The sequence below is a fragment of the Streptacidiphilus pinicola genome, assembly GCF_003258295.1.
Lineage (GTDB): Bacteria > Actinomycetota > Actinomycetes > Streptomycetales > Streptomycetaceae > Streptacidiphilus > Streptacidiphilus pinicola.
In genome coordinates, this window is record NZ_QKYN01000217.1 from 1 (window position 1) to 18,685 (window position 18,685).

Sequence of the window (18,685 nt, forward strand, 5' to 3'; positions counted from 1 at the left end):
ACCCCGAACCCCGAACCCCGGACCCCGAACACCCGGAAGGGACACGCAGCAATGAGCACCACCGCACCGCGCCGGCTCCACCTCAACGCCTTCCTCATGGAGGCCGGCCACCACGAGGCCTCGTGGCGGCTGCCCGACGGTAACGCCCGCGCCGACTTCGACCTGAAGCACTGGATCGAGCTGGCCCGACTCGCCGAGAGCGCCAAGTTCGACGCGCTCTTCCTCGCGGACGGCCCCGCCCTCAACGGCACCGGGGAGTTCCGGCCGCCGGGCCAGCTCGAACCCCTCACCCTGCTGACCGCGCTGTCCCAGGCGACCAGCCGCATCGGCCTCATCGCCACCGTCTCCTCGACCTACAACGACCCCTACAACCTCGCCCGCCGCCTCGCCTCCGTCGACCACGTCAGCGGCGGCCGGGCCGGCTGGAACATCGTCACGTCCGCCGGCGCGGCCGAGGCCGCCAACTTCGGCCTGGCCGACCGACCCGGCCACGCGCAGCGCTACGCCCGCGCGGACGAGTTCCTCCAGGTCACCAAGGCGCTGTGGGACAGCTGGGAGTCCGAGGCCGTGGTCGCCGACAAGGCCGCCGGACGCTACGCCGACCCGGCGCGCCTGCACCGGTTCGACCACCGCGGCCGCCACTTCACGGTGGCCGGTCCGCTCAACGTCGAGCGCCCGCCGCAGGGCCACCCGCTGCTGGTCCAGGCCGGCTCCTCCGAGGACGGCAAGGACTTCGCCGCCCGGCACGCCGAGGCGATCTTCACCGCGCACCGCACGTACGAGCGGGCCGCCGACTTCTACCGCGACATCAAGGCACGCACCGCGGCCGCCGGGCGCGACCCCGACAACGTGATCGTGCTGCCCGGCATCGTCCCCTACCTCGGCTCCACCGAGGCGGAGGCCCGGGCGATCGCCACGGAGCTCGACGAACTGCGGGTGCCCGAGTACGGGCTGCGGCAGGTCGCCGCGATCTTCGAGACCGATCCGTCGGCCCTGGAACTCGACCGGCCGCTGCCGGACTTCATCCTGGCCCGGCCCAAGCTGGAGGGCTCGCAGAGCCGCGCCGACCTGTTCGTCGAGCTCGCCGTCCGGGAGCAGCTGACGGTCCGCCAACTGATCTCCCGGATCGGTGGCGGCCGCGGCCACTTCGAGCTCGTCGGCACGCCCGACCAGGTCGCGGACACCATCACCGCCTGGTTCGAGGGAGGCGCGGCGGACGGCTTCAACATCATGGCCCCCGCCCTGCCGTCGGGCCTGGAGGCCTTCATCGAGCACGTGCTGCCGATCCTGCGCGGCAAGGGGCTGTTCCGCGAGGAGTACGAGGGCGCGACGCTGCGCGAGCACTACGGCCTGCCGGTCCCGGCCAACCAGTTCCACTCGTCGACGGCGGCCGCCATCGCCTGACCACCGGTGGGGGCCGCCCTCTCTGGCGGCCCCCTCGACTCCCCGCTTCCACACCCGTGTTCATCTCCAAGGAGCCTGTCGTGCCCTCCCTTGTCGTCATCTCCGGTAGCCCGTCCCGGACCTCGCGCACCGCACCGCTCGCCGGCCACCTGGCCCACAGACTCTCGCTGCGCGGCTTCGACGTCGAACACCTCGACCTGCGCAGCCTGCCGCCGGACGCCCTCCTGGAGGCGGACGTGCGCCACCCCGAGGTACGCCGCGCCCTGGACTCCATCGCCGCGGCCGAGGGCGTCGTCGTCGCCACCCCCGTCTACAAGGCGTCCTACACCGGCCTGCTCAAGGCCTTCCTCGACCTCCTGCCCCAGGACGGCCTGGCCGGCAAGACCGTCCTCCCCCTGGCGACCGGCGGCACCATCGCCCACCTGCTCAGCATCGACTACGCCCTGCGCCCGGTCCTCACCGCCCTCACGGCCCGTCACGTCGTCGGCGGCGTCTTCCTGCTCGACCGCTGGATCGACGCGCTCGGCCGCGACACCGTCGACCTGACGCCCGAGGCGGAAGAGCGGCTGCTCGAAGCGGTGGACGCCTTCCTCGGCTCCCTCCCCTCCGGCCCCGTTCTCACAGCGGCCTGAGCGGTTGTCAGGGCGTTCCTGACACCCTCGGGTGTCAGGCAACGGGCGGCAAGCGACCGACATGGCGGCCGGAGCCCCGGGCCGCTGAACCTCGGACGGCGGGGGGGTCAGCCCGAAAGGTTGGGCATCGCGTGGGTGAGGACGCGATCCGCATCGATCAGGCAGGGGACCGTTCGTTGATGGAGGTCGCCCACGCGGTCCAGCACGGTCACCCGAATGTATACGTCGGTCATCGCGGCCAGGGCCGGCTCCGTGAACCACGCGAGGCGGATGCGGCTGTCCGCGGAGATCACGCCGTTCGGTCCGAGCGAGGTGAATCGGTAGTCCTCGCGGTTAGCGAGGCCGCGGGGTTCGGCCGCCGCTTCGGCCGCCTCCCGCGATATCCACCCCGGGCAAGCGCGTAAGAGGACCCTGAGCAGGCGGTGCCGAAACAGCACGGCGGCCGGTGGGGCAGGGCTGAAGTCGAATGGAGAGACGGTCCGCGCCCTGGTATGGACCAAACGGGACGCTCATGGCATGATCACGCCACGATCACTGCGCTGGCCGAGCCCGCATCCAGCCCACCTGCCGGAAGGAACGGGGCACTGTCCATCCCCTCATCCCGCGAGCCGCTGACACCGCCTGACCAAACCATCCGGGCACGGCTGGTGGCCACCACGGCACACTCGCTGCGCGTCGGGGACTGGATGTGCCTGGAAGGCCGGCCTTACCAGATCGGAGATCTGCGGTCCCGGCCCGACGGAATCCACGTCGTGCACCTACTCGGACACACGCCGCTCGTCCTGACATCTCGTCACACGGTGCTCATCTACGCCGTATTGACGCCACGCGGATAGCCCTCCACGTGTCCCGCTCGGCACAGGTCGGAGCCAATGGTCAGATCCGGTGTATCGATGAATTCGGTCCGACTTCCCACGTCGACCGTTGGAGTTGATCGTTGTACACGACGATGTCGGCGTGGTCGGTTGGGCGGGCTGTGGCGAAGTAGAGCTGCTGGGCGGGAATGTAGCGATCACGCCACGACCGCTCGATCTCGGTGGCGTCGGCGATGGACCCGGCCTGCGCTGTGCCTCGGTCCCGGGCGCGGTCCACCGTCTGCTCGAAGGGGACGGACACGAAGATGCGCAGGTCCCACCGGTCGATGAGTTCTGGACGCAGCAGGAACACGCCGCCGAAGAGCAGTACGGCGTCTGCGGGGGCGGTCACGGCCGGCGGTGACAAGGGGGAGTCGGTGTCGCTGTCGAAGACCGCGGGTTGGATCGTGAGGTCTCCGCCTGGACCCAGCGGATCGAGCAGGACCCGGCACAGCGCGGCGCGGTCGTGGGCGTCGAAGTAGCAGCCTTCGGCCGAGTAGCGCCCGCGCCGGTAGCGCTGCGCACGAGGGACGAGGAAGTCGTCGATGGTCGCACGGATCACGTCGCGATCCAGCGCGCGCAGGACGACGGCGAGCTCGTCGGCCAGCGTGGTCTTTCCGGAGGCGGGCGGCCCGTCGACGGCGACCCGCAGCGGGTGCGTGGTCGCGACGGACGAGATCGCCTCCGCCAGCCGACGGACGAACTCGGCGCGGGTGCCTTGGCCTCTTGCGGCAGCTGTCACGATGTCCCTGTATAGCACCGCATGTCAGCCTGCGCCCGCTGCCTCGCGCCCCCTCAGTACCAAGTCCGGTACTGGCTCTGCGCCGAGGGGTCGCCGCAGGTGAACTCCCGCAGGGAGTACGTGTTGCCGTCGTTGTGCCGGTAGACGTACCAGCTCTGGTCCTGGCCGCATCGGAACTACTCGTCCAGGTGTGCGCGCTGGTCCTTGCTGAGGACGGTTCCGCGTGGTCCGAAGCCGGCCGAGGAGTAGAAGCGGACGGCTGGCTCGTTCGGGGTGAAGATGCCGGCGAAGAGGGTCGAGATGCCGCGTTCCGCGGCGGCCCGCTCCGCCGCCGCCACGAGGGCCGAACCGACGCCCTCGCCGCGGTGCCCCTCGAGGACGACGGTGTGGACGTCGGCTACACGGCGTGGAACGAGAATCTGGTGGTCCGGGGGCACCGGCAGCGGAACCAGCTCCAGCATGCCCACCACCGCACCCGTCACCTCAGCGACCAGGACCACTGTCGCGGTCTCGGACTCGGCCGAGAGCAGCTCCTCGAAGTGCCTGCGCACGACTTCGGCGTCGGGCACGCGGTAAGAGGCCGGATCGAGTTGGATATGTGGTTCGGCGTTCGCGAGACGCAGTCGGACGAGGGCGGGCACGTCGTCCCGCCGGGCGGTCCTCACTGAGATCGACATGGGCCAGAGCCTTCCACCGCGCCGGCCCGCGCCACAAGGCGCTCGCGCACGGCTCAGCGCGACGCGGCGGGCGGGGACCCGGCTGCGTGGGTGGGCACCTGACTCGGAGGCATGGGCGGGGCCGTGACCAGCGTCTGGCCGTAGGCGCCCATGGCCGCCACCATGACCAGCAGGATCACCAGCCAGCGCACGCCCAGGCGCGCCGGCAGGGCCAGCACCAGGCGCATCACGTCCCCGCTGGTGAGGGCGCGTCGGGCGCGACGCCGGCGGCTCGCCCGACCGGCAGCGCCGGCGCGGGCCGCGCGGCTGCCGGGCGGGAGCGAGGGGCCGGGTGATCCTGAGGTCTCGGGGGGAACGGACCGGTGGGAGCGGGGGTTCACCGGCGCCTCCTGGAGCGGGCGGTAACGCGGTTGCGGGGTCGGCTGCCGCCGATCTGGTCCCGGTAGGCCAGCAGTTGCACCGGCATGTCGAACGCCACGACCCCGACCACCTGCGGCCCGTACGCGGTCGGCCGCGTGTACCGGGCCACGAAGCGTTCCGAGCGGAGCGACCCCTCGACGATCTCCACATCCGTGCCGAGCGCGGGCATGCCCACGGCCTGGATGCGCGCGCCGTGCTGCTCGGACCAGAAGCGCGGCACCGGCGTGAAGCGGTCGGCGCGGCCCGGGCCGCGCAGCAGGGCGTCGGCGGCGTGCTGGCCCATCTCCACGGCGTGGATGAGGTGTTCGACCCGGCGCGGCACCTCGTCGAAGCGCGCGTTGGGCCAGCGTGCCACGTCGCCCGCCGCGACGACGTGGGGCAGGACCCGCCCCCACTGGTCCACCGCGTGGGCGGTCGGCCAGCAGAGCACGCCGTCGGAGACCTCCAGGCCGCTGTCGCGCAGCCACTCGGTCCGCGGCTGGCTGCCGAGCCCCAGCACCACGAAGTCGCAGTCGAGTTCCGCGCCGTCGTCCAGCCGCAGCCGGAGTGTCTCGCCATGGTCCTGCCAATCAGCGATCTGCGTGTTCACCCGCACGTCGACGCCCGCGCGGCGCTGGATCGCTCCGACGACCGCCCCGACCTTCGGGCCGAGCACCCGTCGCAGCAGCGGGGCGCTGTGGACGACGAGGGTGACGTCCATCCCGTGCTCGCGCAGGGTGCAGGCCAGTTCGCAGCCGACGAAGCCGCCGCCGAGGATCACGACGTGGCGGGCCTGCGCCTCGTGCAGCGCGATCCGGACGGTCGCGGCGTCCTCGAGGGTGCGGATGGTGCGCACCCGTTCGCTGAACACCGGCGCCTCGGGCAGCCGTTTGGCGTCCACCCCTGTGGCGACCACCAGTCCGTCGAACGGGAGCCGTTCCCCGCCGCGCAGCAGCACCGAGCCGCGCGCCAGGTCGAGACCGGTGAGCGGCGTGTCCAGCAGCCAGTGCGCGTCGAGGTCCTGCTCGGCCTCGAAGGTGAGCTGATCGCTGGTCAACTCGCCTGCCAGGTACTGCTTGGACAGCGGGGGACGGCTGTACGGCCGCCGCCGCTCCTCCCCGACGAGCACCAGCTCGCCGTCGAACCCGCGGTCCCGCAGCCGGTTGGCCGCGCTCAGGCCCGCGAGCCCGCCGCCGGCGATCACGATCCGCCGGCGCCGCCCCCGCATGCCCGCCCCGCTGCGCACCGTCCGCGCCGGCCTGCGCCGGCTCGCGGCCACGCCGCCGCCCTGGATCCCTATCGCCTGCATCGGGCAGCACCGGGCCGCCTGCCGCGCCTTGGCCGCGAACTCGGCCGGGACGCTGCCGGTGTAGTGCAGGGACCCGCCGTCGGAGATCCGGAAGACCTCCGGTGCCTCCTGCTGGCAGATGCCGTAGATGTGGCAGCGGTTGTTGTCCACGCTGACCCGGACGGGCCTGGTCTCCGGCACCAGCACCGGCTCCGGGGCGTGGAAGGCGTCCCCGGGCACCGGTGGGAGCGCCAACTGCGCTGTGGTCTGTGGCTGCTGCGGGTGGGGCAGGCCGGTGGGGCGGGCGATCAGGGGTCCGTTCATGCCTGGCCCCCGCCCGTCCGGAACGCACGTTGTCGCAGCCGGGACCGCGAGGGCAGCACCCGGATCAGGAACGCCAGCAGGCACACGCCCGCGCCGAGCGCGACGCCCACCGCCACCAGGTTCAGGTGCCGGGGCTCGGGGTGGACCAGGAAGACGTGCAGCCAGACCAGCGCGAAGGACAGATAAGCGAACTGATGGAACCTCAGCCATCGTTGGTAGCCGAGCCGTCGCTGCAGCCACACCGAGCAGCCCACCGCGATGGCGAGCTCCGTGCCCAACACCCCACAGCCCACCGGGAATCGCTGCACCGGCCCGAGGAACGGCACCAGCAGCCGCACCGTGCCGATGTGCCAGATCGGCTGGTAGAGGAAGGTCAGGCCGTGCAGCGCCCCGAAGATGAGCGCGCTCAGGCCGATCGTCATGTGCGCCCCGTAGACGGTGGCGCGGTTGACCTGGCGTTCGAAGTAACGCATCCGCAGGATCGCACCCAGGAGCAGGGTCGCGACCATCAGGACGTAGGCGATGAGAGCGAAAAGCCTCGCAATCTGGTGCACGCCCGTGTCGTACGGAACCCCGTGGTTGTGGGCGTCGAGTGGCGATCCCGGAATGGGCGCCGGGCCGGCCGGTGACGCAGCGTGCGCCGCCGGTATACCGGGGAGGAACAGCAGGGCCAGGAAAAGCCCGAGAACGGCTGCACGGGGGCGTTTCACACAGTTGGAAACCAGGGATGAAGCGATCGTGATCATGTTCAGGATCCCTTTTCCGGCCACCACAAAACTCAGGTGTGCCGCACGCGGCCAGGAAGGCATTTCCCGGTCACGGGCAGGCAGGCAATTGCGAGACCATCCGGCGTTGTTGGGCTCACCGGAAGCCAGACGTTACACCAAGATCCGCGGGTGGTCGATCCGGATCGGAAATGATCCTCAAGCGGACGAAATGGGCACCCAAGCCATTTTGGAAGTGGTTCCGATAGATGACGAGACTGTGATTCTGATGTAATTCCTCGGCGAAAGTCGTGAAGATTCTGTGCGCATGGCCCGGACGTTCGGCGCACGCCGAGGCCTCGCCGGGGCCGTGCCGGGGCCGTGCCGGCGCCGGTGGATCGCGGCCCGGTTGTGCCAGCATCGCGACGCGACGGCAGCCGCCCGGAGCGACTCGTCATCGGCAAGTACTGCGCCCTGGGGATGGGCTGACGCTTCGTCATAACGGTGCCAACCACCGGATGGACGGTCCGTCCACCTTCGCGCTCAGCCGCCGACCGCGTCCCGCACGAACCGGCGCAGGTGCGCACCGAGGACGTCGGGCTGCTCCAACCACGGTTCGTGCCCGGCTCCCTCGATCCGGGTGAGCCGAACTCCGAGCCCGCGCGCGACGGATTCCAACGCCGAGACGGGGCGAGGGTCGGCGACCCCGCCGAGCAGCTCCGTAGCCGCCGGCAAGCACGCCCGCAGTTCGTTCAGACGCCGCGAGAGGGGGTCCTTGCGTCCCTCCGCTCCCAGTTCCCGGTTCATGGCCCAGTTGACGGGGCGGCGCCGGCGGGCCGCCTGCGCGGCCCAGAGCCGGCCGCGCTCGGGGTCGGCGTGGTCGGTGAACCAGTGCAGGGTGAGAAGTTCGGCCTCCTGGTCCTCGGTGCGCCGCGTGAGCGCCTCCAGTTCGTGGAGCCGCTCCTGCTGGGCCGGGGACGTCCGGCGGTCGCGCTCCGCCCGGTAGCCGGGGCGGCCTTCCTCGGTCATGGGCCCGCACATCAGCAGCACGGCGGCCACTCGCTCGCGGTGGGCCAGGCAGAAACGGAGGGCCAGGTCGGCGCCGTAGGAGTGCCCGATAAGCACCGCCTGCGGCGCCCTCCAGACGTCGAGCAGTTCGGCCAGATCCCGCACGTGCCGGGCGAAGGTGTGGCGGCCCTGCCAGGCAGATCCACCCGTGCCGCGCTGGTCGTAGCGGTAGACGGGAGCGAGGCCCGCGACCAGGGGGGCGACGTCCCCCAGGTAGTCCGGCAGCCCTGGGCCGCCGTGGAGCAGGACCACGGGCGGCTTCCGCGTCGTGTCTCCCAGGGCGTTCCAGCGGATCCGTGCCGCGTCCGTCATCGAGGCGAGGCCGCTTGTCTCCATCGAGGTCACCGCAGAGAACCTACAGCCGCGGCGCCGCGGGCGTCCCGAGTTCTCGCGGGCTCCCGAGTTGTTCAGCCCGGACGTCGGGGCGAGGCTGACTGCATGGACGCGACGGGCCGAGACGGCGGCGCGCAGGTGATCGGCGTGCCGGCGGCGGCTGCTGCCGGGGCCGACCCGCTCCCCGGCATGTTCGCGCACGCCCCGGTGATCTTCGCCGCCCTCGGCGGCCCCACCCACCTCGTCGAGGGGGCCAACCAGGCGTTCCTCGACACCGTCGGGGTGGAGCAGGCCACGGAGGTGTCGGGTCGGCCGGTCGCGGAGGTGGTGCCCGAGCTGGTCCACCAAGGCCTGCTGCCCGTGCTCGACTCCGTATACCGCCAGGGTGAGCCGTTCGTCGCCCACGGAGTCGGGGTGCTGCTGGGACCGGCCGGCAAGACCAGGCTGCGGTACTTCGACTTCAGCCTCGAACCCCGCCGTGACCAGGCAGGACGCGTCCGGGGTGTGGCCTTCGTCGCGGTGGACGTGACCCGGCAGCGCGCCGCCCACAAGCTGGCCGCCGAGCAGCAGGTGCTGCTGGAGCAGATCGCGCGGGACGCGCCGCTGGCAGAGGTGCTGGACGGCATGTGCCGGGCCATCGAGAAGCTCTCCCCCAAGGTGCTCGGCTCCGTGCTGCTCCTCGACCAGACCGGGACCCGGCTGCTGCACGGCGCCGCGCCCAGCCTCCCGGACTTCTACACGGAGGCCATCGACGGCAGCGAGATCGGCCCGCGCGAGGGCTCCTGCGGAACCGCCGCCTACCGTCGCGAGATGGTCGTGGTCAACGACATCGCCACCGACCCGCTCTGGACCGACTACCGCGACCTGGCCGCCCGGGCCGGCCTCGGGGCCTGCTGGTCCGCGCCGATCGTGTCCAGCGCGGGGGAACTGCTCGGCACCTTCGCCATGTACCACCGGACCCCGCAGACGCTGCGCGAGGAGGATCTGGACCTGAGCATCGTCTTCACCCGGACGGCGGCACTCGCCATCGAGCGCAACCGCACCGAGCTCGCCCGCCGCGAGGCACACGAGCGCGAGCACGCGCTGAGCTCCGATCTGGAGTTCGTCCTGCGGACCAGCACGGCCGTGAGCGAGGAGGCGCGCTACCCGCATAACCTGCAGCGGCTGGCGGAGCTCGCGGTGCCGGCCCTGGGGCCGGTCTGCGTGATCGACGTCATCGAGTCCGGCCGGGTCCGACGGGTGGCCGTGGCCCTCGCCGCGGAGCTGCCGGCCGGCGCGCGGGCCCTGCTGACCACCGAGGAGGCGGGTGATGTCGAGAACGGTCCGGTCGGCCGCGTCCTGGCGACCGGCGCGAGCGAGGTCAGCCGGGCCGTTCCGGGGGGCGCGTGGCGCGAGCTCGGCGTCGACATCACCGGGCAGGTCTGTGTGCCGCTGACCGCCCGTGGCCGCACCTTCGGCGCACTGACCGTGGTCGCGACCACGCAGCACCCCCTGGGTGCCCGCGCGATCGCCCTGGCCGAGGAGCTCGCCCGCACCGCGGCGGCGGGCGCCGAAACCACCCGTCAGCACGCGCAGCAGGCCCAGCTGGCGCACGACCTCCAGGCCGGGCTGCTGCTGGCCGCGCTGCCCGAGGTCCCCGGAGCCCACCTCGCCGCGTTCTACCGCCCGGCGGGCGAAGGCCTGGACATCGGCGGCGACTTCTACGACGCCTTCCCCCTGCCCGGGGACCGGTGGGGGCTCGTCATGGGCGACGTCTGCGGCCGCGGCGCCTACGCGGCGACCACGACCGCGCTGGTGCGCACCACCATCCGCGCGGTAGCGCCGCTGCTGCCGACCCCGGACGCGGTGGTCGGGGCGGTCAACCACGCGCTGCTCGCCCGGGCGGACAGCGACGAGAGCTTCGTGACCCTGATCTACGCCGAACTCCACCGGACCCGGGACGGAGTGGCCGTGCGCATGGTCCGGGCCGGTCATCCGCCTCCCCTGCTGTGCCGGACCGACGGCACGGTGGCCTGCCCCAACCCGGCCGGCCGACTCCTGGGCGTCTCCCCCGAACTCGGGCTGGGCACGGAGTTGTTCACCCTGCGCCACGGTGACGACCTGGTGCTGGTGACCGACGGCATCCTGGAGGCCCGCAGCCCGGCCGGCACCCTCTTCGGCGAGGAGCGCCTCGTCGCCGCCCTGCGCCCGACCGCCCGGCTCGCCGACGCGCGACGGATCCTCGACGCCGTCACCACCGCCGTCGACGGCTTCACCGGCGGCGTCACGGACGACGACCAGGCCGCACTGGTACTGGTCTCCGGCTAGCCGGTCCGTGCTGACCCGTACGGGGGGCGGTCGGCTAGAGCGCGCCCGTGGCGACGGCGATCCCGACCCCGATCAGGACCACGGCGCCCAGGAGTTCGCCCCTGTGGCCGGTCTTCTCGCCGATCCGGGCTCCGAGTTCCAGACCGATCAGCGACAGCCCGAGGCTGACGGCACCGATGACCGCCGCCGCGGTCGCCAGGTTCACCTGCTCGGCACCGAGCGAGAAGCCCACCGCGAGGTTGTCGACGCTCAGGGCAAGACCCGTCAGCAGCAGCCGTCCCAGCGGCAATCGGCCGGCGCCGTCGTCGTTCGCGCCGTCCCCCGCGCCGCCCCCCGTGCCGCGGAGGTTCTGCCACAGGGCGTAGCAGCCGGTCGCGATCAGCAGCGTCGCGCCGATCCACCGGGCCGCGGAGCCGATCTCGTCCGCGAGCCCGCGCCCGAGCGCCAGACCGACGGCCGGCATCCCGGCCTCGAAGAGGCCGAAGACGATGCCCACGCGCCAGCGGGTCCGCCGGTCCACACCCGAGATGCCGATGCCGATAGCGGCGGCGAAGTTCGACAGCCCGAGCGCCACGGCGACGAGCAACAGTGCGACCACAGTGGGACCGTACCTCTCCCCCGTCGGGCGGATCGGATCAGTGGTCGCCGCGGAAGATGTCGTTCACCTCGCGCAGCGCGTAGTACACGAGCACGTAACCCGCGAGCGGGTCCGCCCACCACCAGCCCAGCGTGCTGTTGAGCACCAGGCCGACCAGCACGGCGGCGGCCAGCAGGCCGTCGATCAACGTGACGCGACCCTCCGTGCGCAGGACGGGGTTGTCCAGGGCGGCGCCGGTGCGGGCTTTGCCGAAGGCCAGGCCGAACATCACGACCGCCGTCACCGCGGTCCATGCGATGCCGAGGGTGGAGTGGCGCGGGTGGAAGCCGGTGGCGATCACGACGGTCGACTGGACCAGTAGGTACGTCGCGAGGAGGCTGAAGCCGACGCCGATCATCCGCAGGGCGCGCCGCTGCCGTTCCTCACCGGTGCCGGACAGCTCCCAAATCACCACGGTGGAAGCGCCGATCTCGATCAGCGAGTCCAGCCCGAATCCGGCCAGCGCCACGGACTGCGCGGCCACGGCGGCGATCGTCAGCACCACGATGCCGACCACGTTCCAGGCGAGCGTGGCGTACTCCAGCGCGAAGCCGCGACGGAGCAGCGCGGCACGTTCGAGATCGTTCGTTGTGGTCACGTCAGAGAGTCTGGCAGAGCAGGATCACCCTCCGGTCACGGCCGGTCAGCTCCGCCCGTCCCCCGCCCCCGTTCCCCGCCCTCGTCGCCGCAGGACGCGCGCGCGAACGCCGTAGGCCGCCGCGCCGGCCGCGATCACGGCGGTGCCCGACGCGACGGACGTCAGCGGCAGGGCGAAGGCGAGCGTCAGGCAGCCGAGGAGACCGACCGCCGGCACCCCTCGGGGCGGCCTCCCCTCGTCGCGGGTGAGGGTCCAGGCCGAGGCGTTGGCCACCGCGTAGTAGAGAAGCACGCCGAAGGACGAGAAGCCGATCGCGCCCTGCAGGTCCGCGGTGGCGGCGAGCACCACGACGACCGCGCCGACGGCGAGTTCCGCCCGGTGCGGCACGGCGAAGCGTGGATGGACGGCCGACAGGGCGTGCGGCAGGTGACGGTCGCGGGCCATCGCCAGCGTGGTCCGCGAGACTCCGAGGATCAGCGCGAGCAGCGATCCCAGCGCGCCGACCGCCGCGCCGACCCGGACCACCGGCACCAGCCAGGACGCACCCGCCGCCCGCACCGCGTCCGCCAGCGGCGCCGAGGAGTGGGCCAGGACGCCCGCACCGAGCGTCGCCAGGACCGCTGTGGCGACCGCGGCGTAGACCACGAAGGTGATACCCAGGGCGATCAGCATCGCACGTGGGATGGTCCGCGCCGGATCGCGGACCTCCTCCCCCAGCGTCGCGATCCGCGCGTAGCCGGCGAACGCGAAGAACATCAGCCCGGCCGCCGTCAGCACCCCGCCGGCCGCCAGGTACCCGCCGTCGCCGAGCCGCGAGGCCTCGACACTCCCGCCGGTCAGACAGGCCACCACGACGGCCGCCAGGACTGCGAGCACCACGGCCACGATCGCCCGCGTCAGCCAGGCGGCCTTCTGTACCCCGACGTAGTTCACCGCCGTCAGCGCGACCACCGCGGCCACCCCGACCGCGCGGGCCTGCGCCGGCCACAGGTACGCCCCGACGGTCAGCGCCATCGCCCCGCAGGACGCGGTCTTGCCGACGACGAACGCCCACCCGGCCAGGTACCCCCAGAACTCGCCGAGCCGCTCCCGCCCGTAGACGTACGTGCCGCCGGACTGCGGGTAACGAGCCGCCAGCCGCGCCGAGGACGTCGCGTTCGCGTACGCCACGACCCCGGCGAGCGCCAACCCGACCAGCAGCCCCGTCCCGCTGTCCGCAGCGGCCGCCGCCGGCCCGAACACGCCGAACACCCCGGCCCCGATCATCGACCCGAGCCCGATCACCACCGCGTCCCCGACACCCAGACGCCGCGCCAGCTTCTCCACCAACTGCCCTGCTCCCGACCACGCCCGCTCATCCTTGCCCCGGCATCGTAGAGGCGCGAGATGTCGACTTCGGGGGGGCACGCGCGTGGGGCAGCCGGAGCGGCACGGCCGCGTGCGCGCGGCCTTACCGGCCATCGCGCCCTGCCCGCCGCACGGCGAGAAGGTGGCCGATGAGGGCGAGCGACGCGAGCAGGGCGACCAGCGCGCAGACACCCGGCCAGCCCGTCCGACTCCACACGCGCACGCCCAGCCAGGAACCGGCGCTGCCCCCGGTGTAGGCGCAGGTCATGTAGGCGGTCTTGAGCCGGCCGCGGGCATCCGGTCGCAGGGCGTAGACCCGCGCCGAATTGGCGACCATGCCGGACTGCATGGAGACGTCGAGCAGCAGGACGCCAAGAGTGAGCGCGGCCAACCCCGGTGTACCGCCCCCACTTCCGACAGCGAGCAGCAGCGCGGACACGAGCACGCCGAGGATGCAGACGAGGTTCACGCCGTCCGGCCCGCGGCGGTCCACCAGGCGGCCGACGAACGGGGTGCAGCACATGGTCGCCGCACCGACCAGGGCGAACGTCCCGACAGCGGCAGCGCCGAGCCGGTACGCCGGCCCCGCGAGAAGGAACGCCAGGCACGTCCACACCGCCGAGAAGCCGGCGAACACAGCCGCCTGGTTGACGCTGGAGTGGCGCAGGCCGCGCTCGGTGCGCAGCAGGCGGAGCGGCTCGGTCAACAATGCCCGGTAGGGCTCGCGCGTGGGCGGGACCACGGGCGGCACCGCACGACGGACCGTAGCAGCCAGGAGCAGGACAGCGCCGGCGGCCACCAGGTAGGGGGCACGCCAGCCGAGCCACTGGCCGAGCGTCCCGCTGAACGCGCGGGCCAGCAGCATCCCGCCGGTCGAGCCACTCAACAGCGTGCCGATCACAACGCCCTGACGGTCGGCCTCCACCAGGCTCGCCGCCAGCGGGCCGACCACCTGGGCCGCGACGGAGGTCAACCCCACGAGGCCACTGGCCAGTACGAGAAGCGGCAGCGTCCCGGCGCAACCGGCGGCGAGGAGTCCGACACTGCTGAGCGCCAACAACGTGACCAGCAGCGGCCGGTAGGGCAGCCGGTCGCTGAGCGGCGCCAGCAGCACGATGCCCGCGGTGTACCCGATCTGCGTGGCGGTCACCGCGAGCGCCGCAGAACCGGGCGGGACGCGCAGCGCGGCGGCGGCCAACGGCGTGACCGCCTGCGGGAAGTAGACGTTGCCCACGGCCACGCCGCAGACGACCGACAGGAGCAACAGCACGCGACGGCTGAGCGTCGGCGTCTCGGGCACGCACCTGGTGAGCGACTGAACGGGTGTCTGCGTCATGGAATCCAGTGCACGGGTCCGGTCCGCCCCGACCAATCGATGTAGCGTATGGCTTAATGATCAGCTTTGTGCTCAGTGTCGTGGATCTGGCGGACACGCGCTTCGCCGTCTCGCCCGTGCACGAGACCCTGATGAGCCTGCGCATCCTGCAAGACCCGAGCCTGTCCGCGCTGCACCTGCCGTGGCGCAGGTCCGTACTCGGCCGCCTCGGCGCCCTCGACACGGACCTGCTGATGTCGCTGGTCGCTCGCAGACGCACCATCCCCGACTTCCTGACCCCGAACCCGACGGAGTTCGCGCCCGCCTTCGCGGACGAGCTCGCCCTCGTCCGCCGCACACCCGTCGCCCGGGTCCGCCACGACCTCCTCCTGGCGCACGCCCCGGACCCGCTCCCGCCCGCGCTGCTCGACGCCGCGCCCGAGACGGACGACACGCGGGTCGCGGCACTGCGGGACGAGATCTGCGATCTGCTGCAGCGCTACTGGGAGTTGGCCGTCGAGCCGTACTGGCCGCAGATCAGGCTCGTGGTCGAGGCCGACATGACGTACCGCGCGCGCCGACTGGCCGTTGGCGGTGCCCGGCTGCTCTTCTCCGACATGCACCCGAATCTGCGCTGGGACGAGGGGGTTCTGCGCATCGACCAGATGATCGGCCACCACGAGGTCGCCGCGGCGGGGCGCGGACTGCTGCTGATGCCCTCGGTCTTCTCCCACAAGCCGGCCCCGCCGGTCAGCCCGCACGAGGCTCCGTCGCTGGTCTATCCGTGCCGTGGGACGGCGACCCTCTGGGGCCCGGCTCCCGCGCCTGCTGCCCCCGCGCTCGTGTCACTGCTGGGAGCGCCCAGGGCCAGGCTGCTTTCCCTGCTCGAAGAGCCCCTTCCCACCGTCGAACTCGCCCGCCGCCTCCGCGTCACCCCGAGCGCGGTCTCCCAGCATCTGCAGGTGCTCTTCGCCACGGGCCTGGTCACCCGAGCCCGGCACGGTCGCCAGGTCCTGTACCGGCGCACCTCACTCGGCGACCAGCTCAGCCCTTGACCCGGCGGCAGGTTAGGTAGAGCGGAGTGAAGACGATCCACGCGCACAGGCACCCGAGCGCCCACGTGGCGGGCTTGCTGACTTCGACCGATCCCACCGAGAAGAAGACGGGCGTTCCCCGCCGCGCTTGGGCCGAGGCGTCCTGGTAGACCCAGAGCACCGTGGCGAGCAGAACGACCACGGGAATCAATGTGGTGACGTACGACCTCATCGCTCCTGCCTCACTCTTCGCGTCTTCCAGGGCGGACGACCGCACGAGACATCCGCATGTGGAATCCAGGTCAGAGCCGCCAACCGCGGATCTGGTCCGCGCAGGCGTACACGTCCGCGCGCCCCGCGCGGACCTCCTTCGCCAGCTCGCTGAGGCCCCCGTAGGGGGCGTCGACGGCCTCGCCGGACGCTGCCATGTAGGCGACGGCGATCAGCGCCCCGTACAGGGCGTTGCGGGCCGGGAGCGGCCGGACCGAGACGATCTCGTGGAACAGTGCGGCCGCACGCCAGGCCGCGTCGGCGGTGTAGTCCAGGCGCGGAGTGTTGACGCGGTGTCGGGCCACCGCGGCGACCAGGCCGGAGAAGTCGTGGACGTCAGGATCTTTGGGCAGCACCTCTGCCTGGCGTTCCAGGAGCCAGCGGATGTCGACCAACAGCTCCATCTCAGGCGGCCTGCCCGGTGGCGCTGTCCGGCTCCTCGTCCGGGAACGCGTCGGCGAACTCCGCGGCGTGCGTGGCCAGGAACGCGGCGGCCGTCGCGGCACCGCCGTCCAGGCGCGGATCGCGCTCGGCCGCCTGCGTGATCAGCGCGGTCACCGTGGTGCCCTCGGCCTCGGCGCGCGCGGCGAGCCTGGCGTGGACCTCGTCGTCGAGCCGAATGTTGATCTGCTTCGTCACACCCCAAGCGTATAGCACCTTGCTATACGAGCGCACGGGTTCCCTGATACGGGAAAACCGCGCACCCAGCGTTCATGCCATGTCGGGATGGAGAGGCCGGGTGGAGAGCGGATCCACCCGGGCGTCTACCCGTGGGTTGAGGCGCTGACCTGGGCCTGCGCCGCACGATGGCGGCATGAGCCTTACGGACTGGTTGATCGACATCGCTCTCATCGGGCTGGTGGTGCTGCAGGTGCGCGGCCGCCGGCTCACCCTGCGGACACTGCTGCTGCCCGTGGCACTCGTCGCATGGGCCGGGGCACAGTACCTGCGGACCATCCCGACCGGCGGCAACGACCTTGAACTGATCGTGCCCGTCGCCCTGCTCGGCCTGGCGCTGGGCATCGGGGCCGGGGTGCTGTCGCGCGTGCACCGGACGACCGACGGCGCCGTCATCGTCCGGGCCACCATCGCCGCGGCCGTCCTGTGGGTCGTCGGGGTCGGGTGCCGACTGGCCTTCCAGGTCTACGCCACGCACGGTGGTGGTGCCTCGATCGGCCGCTTCTCGGTGGAGCACCACCTGGACCCCTCAGCCTGGACGGCGGCGATCCTGCTGATGGCCTTCGGCGAGGTCATCGCCCGCACCGCCGTCGTCGGCTGGCGCGGCCTCAGCGCCCGCCGCCAGCCCACCGCGCCGCGCATCGCCTCCGCCTGACGAGCATTCCCGGACGGGATGTGTTGATCTCGCTGGTGTCGCTGAACGCGGCACTGTGAGTGACCGCCGCAGGCGGCCGCAGAGCCCGCGTGCGCACCAAGAACGTTGTCGGCGACACCGACCGCTCCTCCATGGCGCGCGCTGCCAAGCGGCATCCTCCGGAGCCTCCCGCCTGCGCCCGGTCATCGCTGACCAGGCCGAGGTGGGTGGGAGGATTGCGTTCTCGGTGCGGGCGAAGAAGAGCGCGTCCGTTCGCCGGCCACCGCCCGGGCCGTCGTCACCCTCACGCCGCCCCGCTCCGGGACCAACACCCTCTACCTGCGCTACACCACGAAGGACGGCCGGACCTACCCTGCCATCGCCTACACCTTCGTCGTGGCAGCCCCGGCAGCCAGGCTGACCGCGCCCGGGGACCTGTCAGGCGACGGCCTGCCCGACCGCGTCGTCCTCGACACCACCGGCCGGCTCTGGCTCTACCAGGGCCGGCCGGGCGGCACCTTTGCGAGCGCCCCTCAGGAACTCACCCAGGCCAAGGGAACGGCGGCCGTGAACTGGGACACAGTCGGCGGGCTCAGCATCGTCCCGGCCACGAGCTCCACTTCGCAGCCGGTCCTTGAGGTGACGGAGGTCGGAGAGGTCCACCGTTTCGTCCTGGGCCAGGACGGGGTCCTCACTCCAGCCCCTTCCGGAGCGTGACACGACCCCGGCCCGGCCCGGCTGGTGGCGACATCAGTCCGTCTCGTCCGTGTCGGGGTCGAGGGAGTTCATCAGCACCGTCAGCTTCTCCGCGGTCTCCTGGTTGACCCGCCCGAGCATGATCAGGGGACGGTCGCCGAGAGGGTAGTCGGCCTGCAGGGACGGCAGCGTGATGCCGTGACGGGCCAGGGCGGACTTCAGCGCGCTCACGAGCTCCTCGCCGAGCCGGTGAACGTCGACGGTCGGACGTGCGGGGGTGGCGCGCGGCGAAACGGCAGTCTCATCCGTGGAAGCAGGCATGGATGCGGAGTCCTCTGTTCAGCAGCGCGAGTTCGTACCTGCACCAGGATGACCCTGCTCAACAGCTATTGACACCCGGTACAAGGAACTTGGCATGTGCCATTCGACGCCGTGGTGCGGGGGTGGCGCGATCGCGGCCTTGGCATGTAACGGTCCTGGTCCGCTGCTTCTCTTCTGCGGCTTCGACGAGTTCGTTGACGAGGCGGGCGACGAGCGCGTAGCGGACCGCGAAGCCGGCCACTGCCGCGCAGGGTCCGAGCTCCGACCGGGTGCGTGGAGTGAAAGCAAGCCAGCGCTACTGGGCGCCCAACCCCAGGGCATCTGCCCGTGATCGGCGGTCGCCCAGGCACTCAAGCAAGCGCCCGGGGGGCAGCCGAGCGCCGGATGAGCCGCTGCGTCAGAGGCTCACTCGTTTCATTAGTC

21 protein-coding genes and 1 pseudogene are annotated in these 18,685 nt (G+C 72.0%); 7 read left to right on the top strand and 15 right to left on the bottom strand.

Annotated features, from left to right (window positions below; all coding sequences use genetic code 11):
• Window positions 1-51 precede the first annotated feature (51 nt).
• A complete protein-coding gene (locus DN069_RS37480) occupies window positions 52-1,404 on the top strand; it encodes an LLM class flavin-dependent oxidoreductase (protein WP_111507725.1) in 1,353 nt (450 codons plus the stop codon).
• Between the two features lie 80 nt (window positions 1,405-1,484).
• The gene (ssuE, locus tag DN069_RS37485) at window positions 1,485-2,036 is read left to right on the top strand and encodes an NADPH-dependent FMN reductase (protein WP_111507726.1); all 552 of its coding nucleotides are present in this window, start codon (window positions 1,485-1,487) and stop codon (window positions 2,034-2,036) included.
• Between the two features lie 107 nt (window positions 2,037-2,143).
• On the opposite strand, the gene DN069_RS37490 is transcribed toward ssuE, so the two are convergent.
• The 6 genes from DN069_RS37490 to DN069_RS37510 all read right to left on the bottom strand — a co-directional run bounded on the left by DN069_RS37490 (window position 2,144) and on the right by DN069_RS37510 (window position 7,066).
• Window positions 2,144-2,473, bottom strand: a complete 330-nt coding sequence (locus DN069_RS37490) for a hypothetical protein (RefSeq protein WP_133260176.1) — start codon at window positions 2,471-2,473, stop codon at window positions 2,144-2,146.
• A 439-nt stretch (window positions 2,474-2,912) separates the two neighbouring features.
• Window positions 2,913-3,632, bottom strand: coding sequence for a cytidylate kinase family protein (locus tag DN069_RS37495; RefSeq protein WP_111507728.1), 720 nt, complete (start codon window positions 3,630-3,632; stop codon window positions 2,913-2,915).
• Window positions 3,633-3,808: 176 nt separating this feature from the next.
• Entirely contained in the window at window positions 3,809-4,309 is a 501-nt protein-coding gene (locus DN069_RS37500; protein WP_111507729.1) for a GNAT family N-acetyltransferase, read from the bottom strand.
• Between the two features lie 53 nt (window positions 4,310-4,362).
• Window positions 4,363-4,689 carry a hypothetical protein gene (locus tag DN069_RS39685; RefSeq protein ID WP_133260177.1) on the bottom strand — a complete coding sequence of 109 codons (327 nt, stop codon included), beginning with the start codon at window positions 4,687-4,689 and terminating at the stop codon, window positions 4,363-4,365.
• The gene (locus DN069_RS37505; protein ID WP_165845816.1) at window positions 4,686-6,320 is read right to left on the bottom strand and encodes an FAD-dependent oxidoreductase; all 1,635 of its coding nucleotides are present in this window, start codon (window positions 6,318-6,320) and stop codon (window positions 4,686-4,688) included. Before DN069_RS37505 ends, DN069_RS39685 begins: the two co-directional genes overlap by 4 nt.
• Entirely contained in the window at window positions 6,317-7,066 is a 750-nt protein-coding gene (locus tag DN069_RS37510) for a ferric reductase-like transmembrane domain-containing protein (protein ID WP_165845817.1), read from the bottom strand. Before DN069_RS37510 ends, DN069_RS37505 begins: the two co-directional genes overlap by 4 nt.
• 402 nt (window positions 7,067-7,468) lie before the next feature.
• Between DN069_RS37510 and DN069_RS43020 the strand changes: the two are divergent.
• Window positions 7,469-7,563: pseudogene (locus tag DN069_RS43020) on the top strand (antibiotic acetyltransferase); the annotation flags it as partial.
• Between the two features lie 4 nt (window positions 7,564-7,567).
• Here the strand turns inward: DN069_RS43020 and DN069_RS37515 are convergent.
• The gene (locus tag DN069_RS37515) at window positions 7,568-8,428 is read right to left on the bottom strand and encodes an alpha/beta fold hydrolase (protein WP_243640315.1); all 861 of its coding nucleotides are present in this window, start codon (window positions 8,426-8,428) and stop codon (window positions 7,568-7,570) included.
• 102 nt (window positions 8,429-8,530) lie between these two features.
• Here DN069_RS37515 and DN069_RS37520 point away from each other — a divergent pair, with 102 nt between their 5' ends.
• Window positions 8,531-10,732 carry a SpoIIE family protein phosphatase gene (locus DN069_RS37520; RefSeq protein ID WP_243640316.1) on the top strand — a complete coding sequence of 734 codons (2,202 nt, stop codon included), beginning with the start codon at window positions 8,531-8,533 and terminating at the stop codon, window positions 10,730-10,732.
• A gap of 34 nt (window positions 10,733-10,766) precedes the next feature.
• Here the strand turns inward: DN069_RS37520 and DN069_RS37525 are convergent, their stop codons facing one another.
• The 4 genes from DN069_RS37525 to DN069_RS37540 all read right to left on the bottom strand — a co-directional run bounded on the left by DN069_RS37525 (window position 10,767) and on the right by DN069_RS37540 (window position 14,650).
• Window positions 10,767-11,330: a manganese efflux pump MntP gene (locus DN069_RS37525; protein WP_165845818.1), complete on the bottom strand. Its 564-nt coding sequence runs from the start codon at window positions 11,328-11,330 to the stop codon at window positions 10,767-10,769.
• A 37-nt stretch (window positions 11,331-11,367) separates the two neighbouring features.
• Window positions 11,368-11,967: a cation efflux transmembrane domain-containing protein gene (locus tag DN069_RS37530; RefSeq protein WP_111507734.1), complete on the bottom strand. Its 600-nt coding sequence runs from the start codon at window positions 11,965-11,967 to the stop codon at window positions 11,368-11,370.
• Between the two features lie 45 nt (window positions 11,968-12,012).
• Window positions 12,013-13,296 carry an APC family permease gene (locus tag DN069_RS37535; protein WP_243640317.1) on the bottom strand — a complete coding sequence of 428 codons (1,284 nt, stop codon included), beginning with the start codon at window positions 13,294-13,296 and terminating at the stop codon, window positions 12,013-12,015.
• Between the two features lie 121 nt (window positions 13,297-13,417).
• Window positions 13,418-14,650, bottom strand: coding sequence for an MFS transporter (locus DN069_RS37540; protein ID WP_111507736.1), 1,233 nt, complete (start codon window positions 14,648-14,650; stop codon window positions 13,418-13,420).
• Between the two features lie 56 nt (window positions 14,651-14,706).
• On the opposite strand from DN069_RS37540, the gene DN069_RS37545 reads away from it, so the two are divergent.
• A complete protein-coding gene (locus DN069_RS37545; protein WP_111507737.1) occupies window positions 14,707-15,684 on the top strand; it encodes an ArsR/SmtB family transcription factor in 978 nt (325 codons plus the stop codon).
• Here the strand turns inward: DN069_RS37545 and DN069_RS37550 are convergent.
• From DN069_RS37550 to DN069_RS37560, 3 genes are all read right to left on the bottom strand, one after another.
• Window positions 15,674-15,865 (bottom strand): hypothetical protein, encoded by a 192-nt coding sequence (locus DN069_RS37550; RefSeq protein WP_133260178.1) that lies wholly within the window; start codon window positions 15,863-15,865, stop codon window positions 15,674-15,676. The genes DN069_RS37545 and DN069_RS37550 overlap by 11 nt on opposite strands.
• A gap of 100 nt (window positions 15,866-15,965) precedes the next feature.
• Window positions 15,966-16,337: a toxin Doc gene (locus DN069_RS37555; RefSeq protein WP_111507739.1), complete on the bottom strand. Its 372-nt coding sequence runs from the start codon at window positions 16,335-16,337 to the stop codon at window positions 15,966-15,968.
• 1 nt (window position 16,338) lies between these two features.
• Window positions 16,339-16,608, bottom strand: coding sequence for a toxin-antitoxin system HicB family antitoxin (locus DN069_RS37560; protein ID WP_111507740.1), 270 nt, complete (start codon window positions 16,606-16,608; stop codon window positions 16,339-16,341).
• A 139-nt stretch (window positions 16,609-16,747) separates the two neighbouring features.
• Here DN069_RS37560 and DN069_RS37565 point away from each other — a divergent pair, with 139 nt between their 5' ends.
• Window positions 16,748-17,266, top strand: a complete 519-nt coding sequence (locus DN069_RS37565; protein WP_111507741.1) for a hypothetical protein — start codon at window positions 16,748-16,750, stop codon at window positions 17,264-17,266.
• Window positions 17,267-17,641: 375 nt separating this feature from the next.
• Window positions 17,642-17,962 carry a hypothetical protein gene (locus DN069_RS37570; RefSeq protein WP_111507742.1) on the top strand — a complete coding sequence of 107 codons (321 nt, stop codon included), beginning with the start codon at window positions 17,642-17,644 and terminating at the stop codon, window positions 17,960-17,962.
• 33 nt (window positions 17,963-17,995) lie between these two features.
• Here the strand turns inward: DN069_RS37570 and DN069_RS39690 are convergent, their stop codons facing one another.
• Entirely contained in the window at window positions 17,996-18,262 is a 267-nt protein-coding gene (locus DN069_RS39690; RefSeq protein ID WP_133260179.1) for a hypothetical protein, read from the bottom strand.
• Window positions 18,263-18,685: the final 423 nt, after the last annotated feature.

Bases quoted from the DNA above. Each gene is read 5' to 3' on its own strand.
- DN069_RS37520 (WP_243640316.1), top strand. From the start codon at position 8,531: ATGGACGCGACGGGCCGAGACGGCGGCGCGCAGGTGATCGGCGTGCCG.
- DN069_RS37515 (WP_243640315.1), bottom strand. From the start codon at position 8,428: ATGGAGACAAGCGGCCTCGCCTCGATGACGGACGCGGCACGGATCCGC.
- DN069_RS37505 (WP_165845816.1), bottom strand. From the start codon at position 6,320: ATGAACGGACCCCTGATCGCCCGCCCCACCGGCCTGCCCCACCCGCAG.
- DN069_RS37565 (WP_111507741.1), top strand. From the start codon at position 16,748: ATGAGCCTTACGGACTGGTTGATCGACATCGCTCTCATCGGGCTGGTG.
- DN069_RS37540 (WP_111507736.1), bottom strand. From the start codon at position 14,650: ATGACGCAGACACCCGTTCAGTCGCTCACCAGGTGCGTGCCCGAGACG.
- DN069_RS37510 (WP_165845817.1), bottom strand. From the start codon at position 7,066: ATGATCACGATCGCTTCATCCCTGGTTTCCAACTGTGTGAAACGCCCC.
- DN069_RS37545 (WP_111507737.1), top strand. From the start codon at position 14,707: ATGATCAGCTTTGTGCTCAGTGTCGTGGATCTGGCGGACACGCGCTTC.
- DN069_RS37480 (WP_111507725.1), top strand. From the start codon at position 52: ATGAGCACCACCGCACCGCGCCGGCTCCACCTCAACGCCTTCCTCATG.
- DN069_RS39690 (WP_133260179.1), bottom strand. From the start codon at position 18,262: ATGCCTGCTTCCACGGATGAGACTGCCGTTTCGCCGCGCGCCACCCCC.
- DN069_RS37555 (WP_111507739.1), bottom strand. From the start codon at position 16,337: ATGGAGCTGTTGGTCGACATCCGCTGGCTCCTGGAACGCCAGGCAGAG.
- DN069_RS37500 (WP_111507729.1), bottom strand. From the start codon at position 4,309: ATGTCGATCTCAGTGAGGACCGCCCGGCGGGACGACGTGCCCGCCCTC.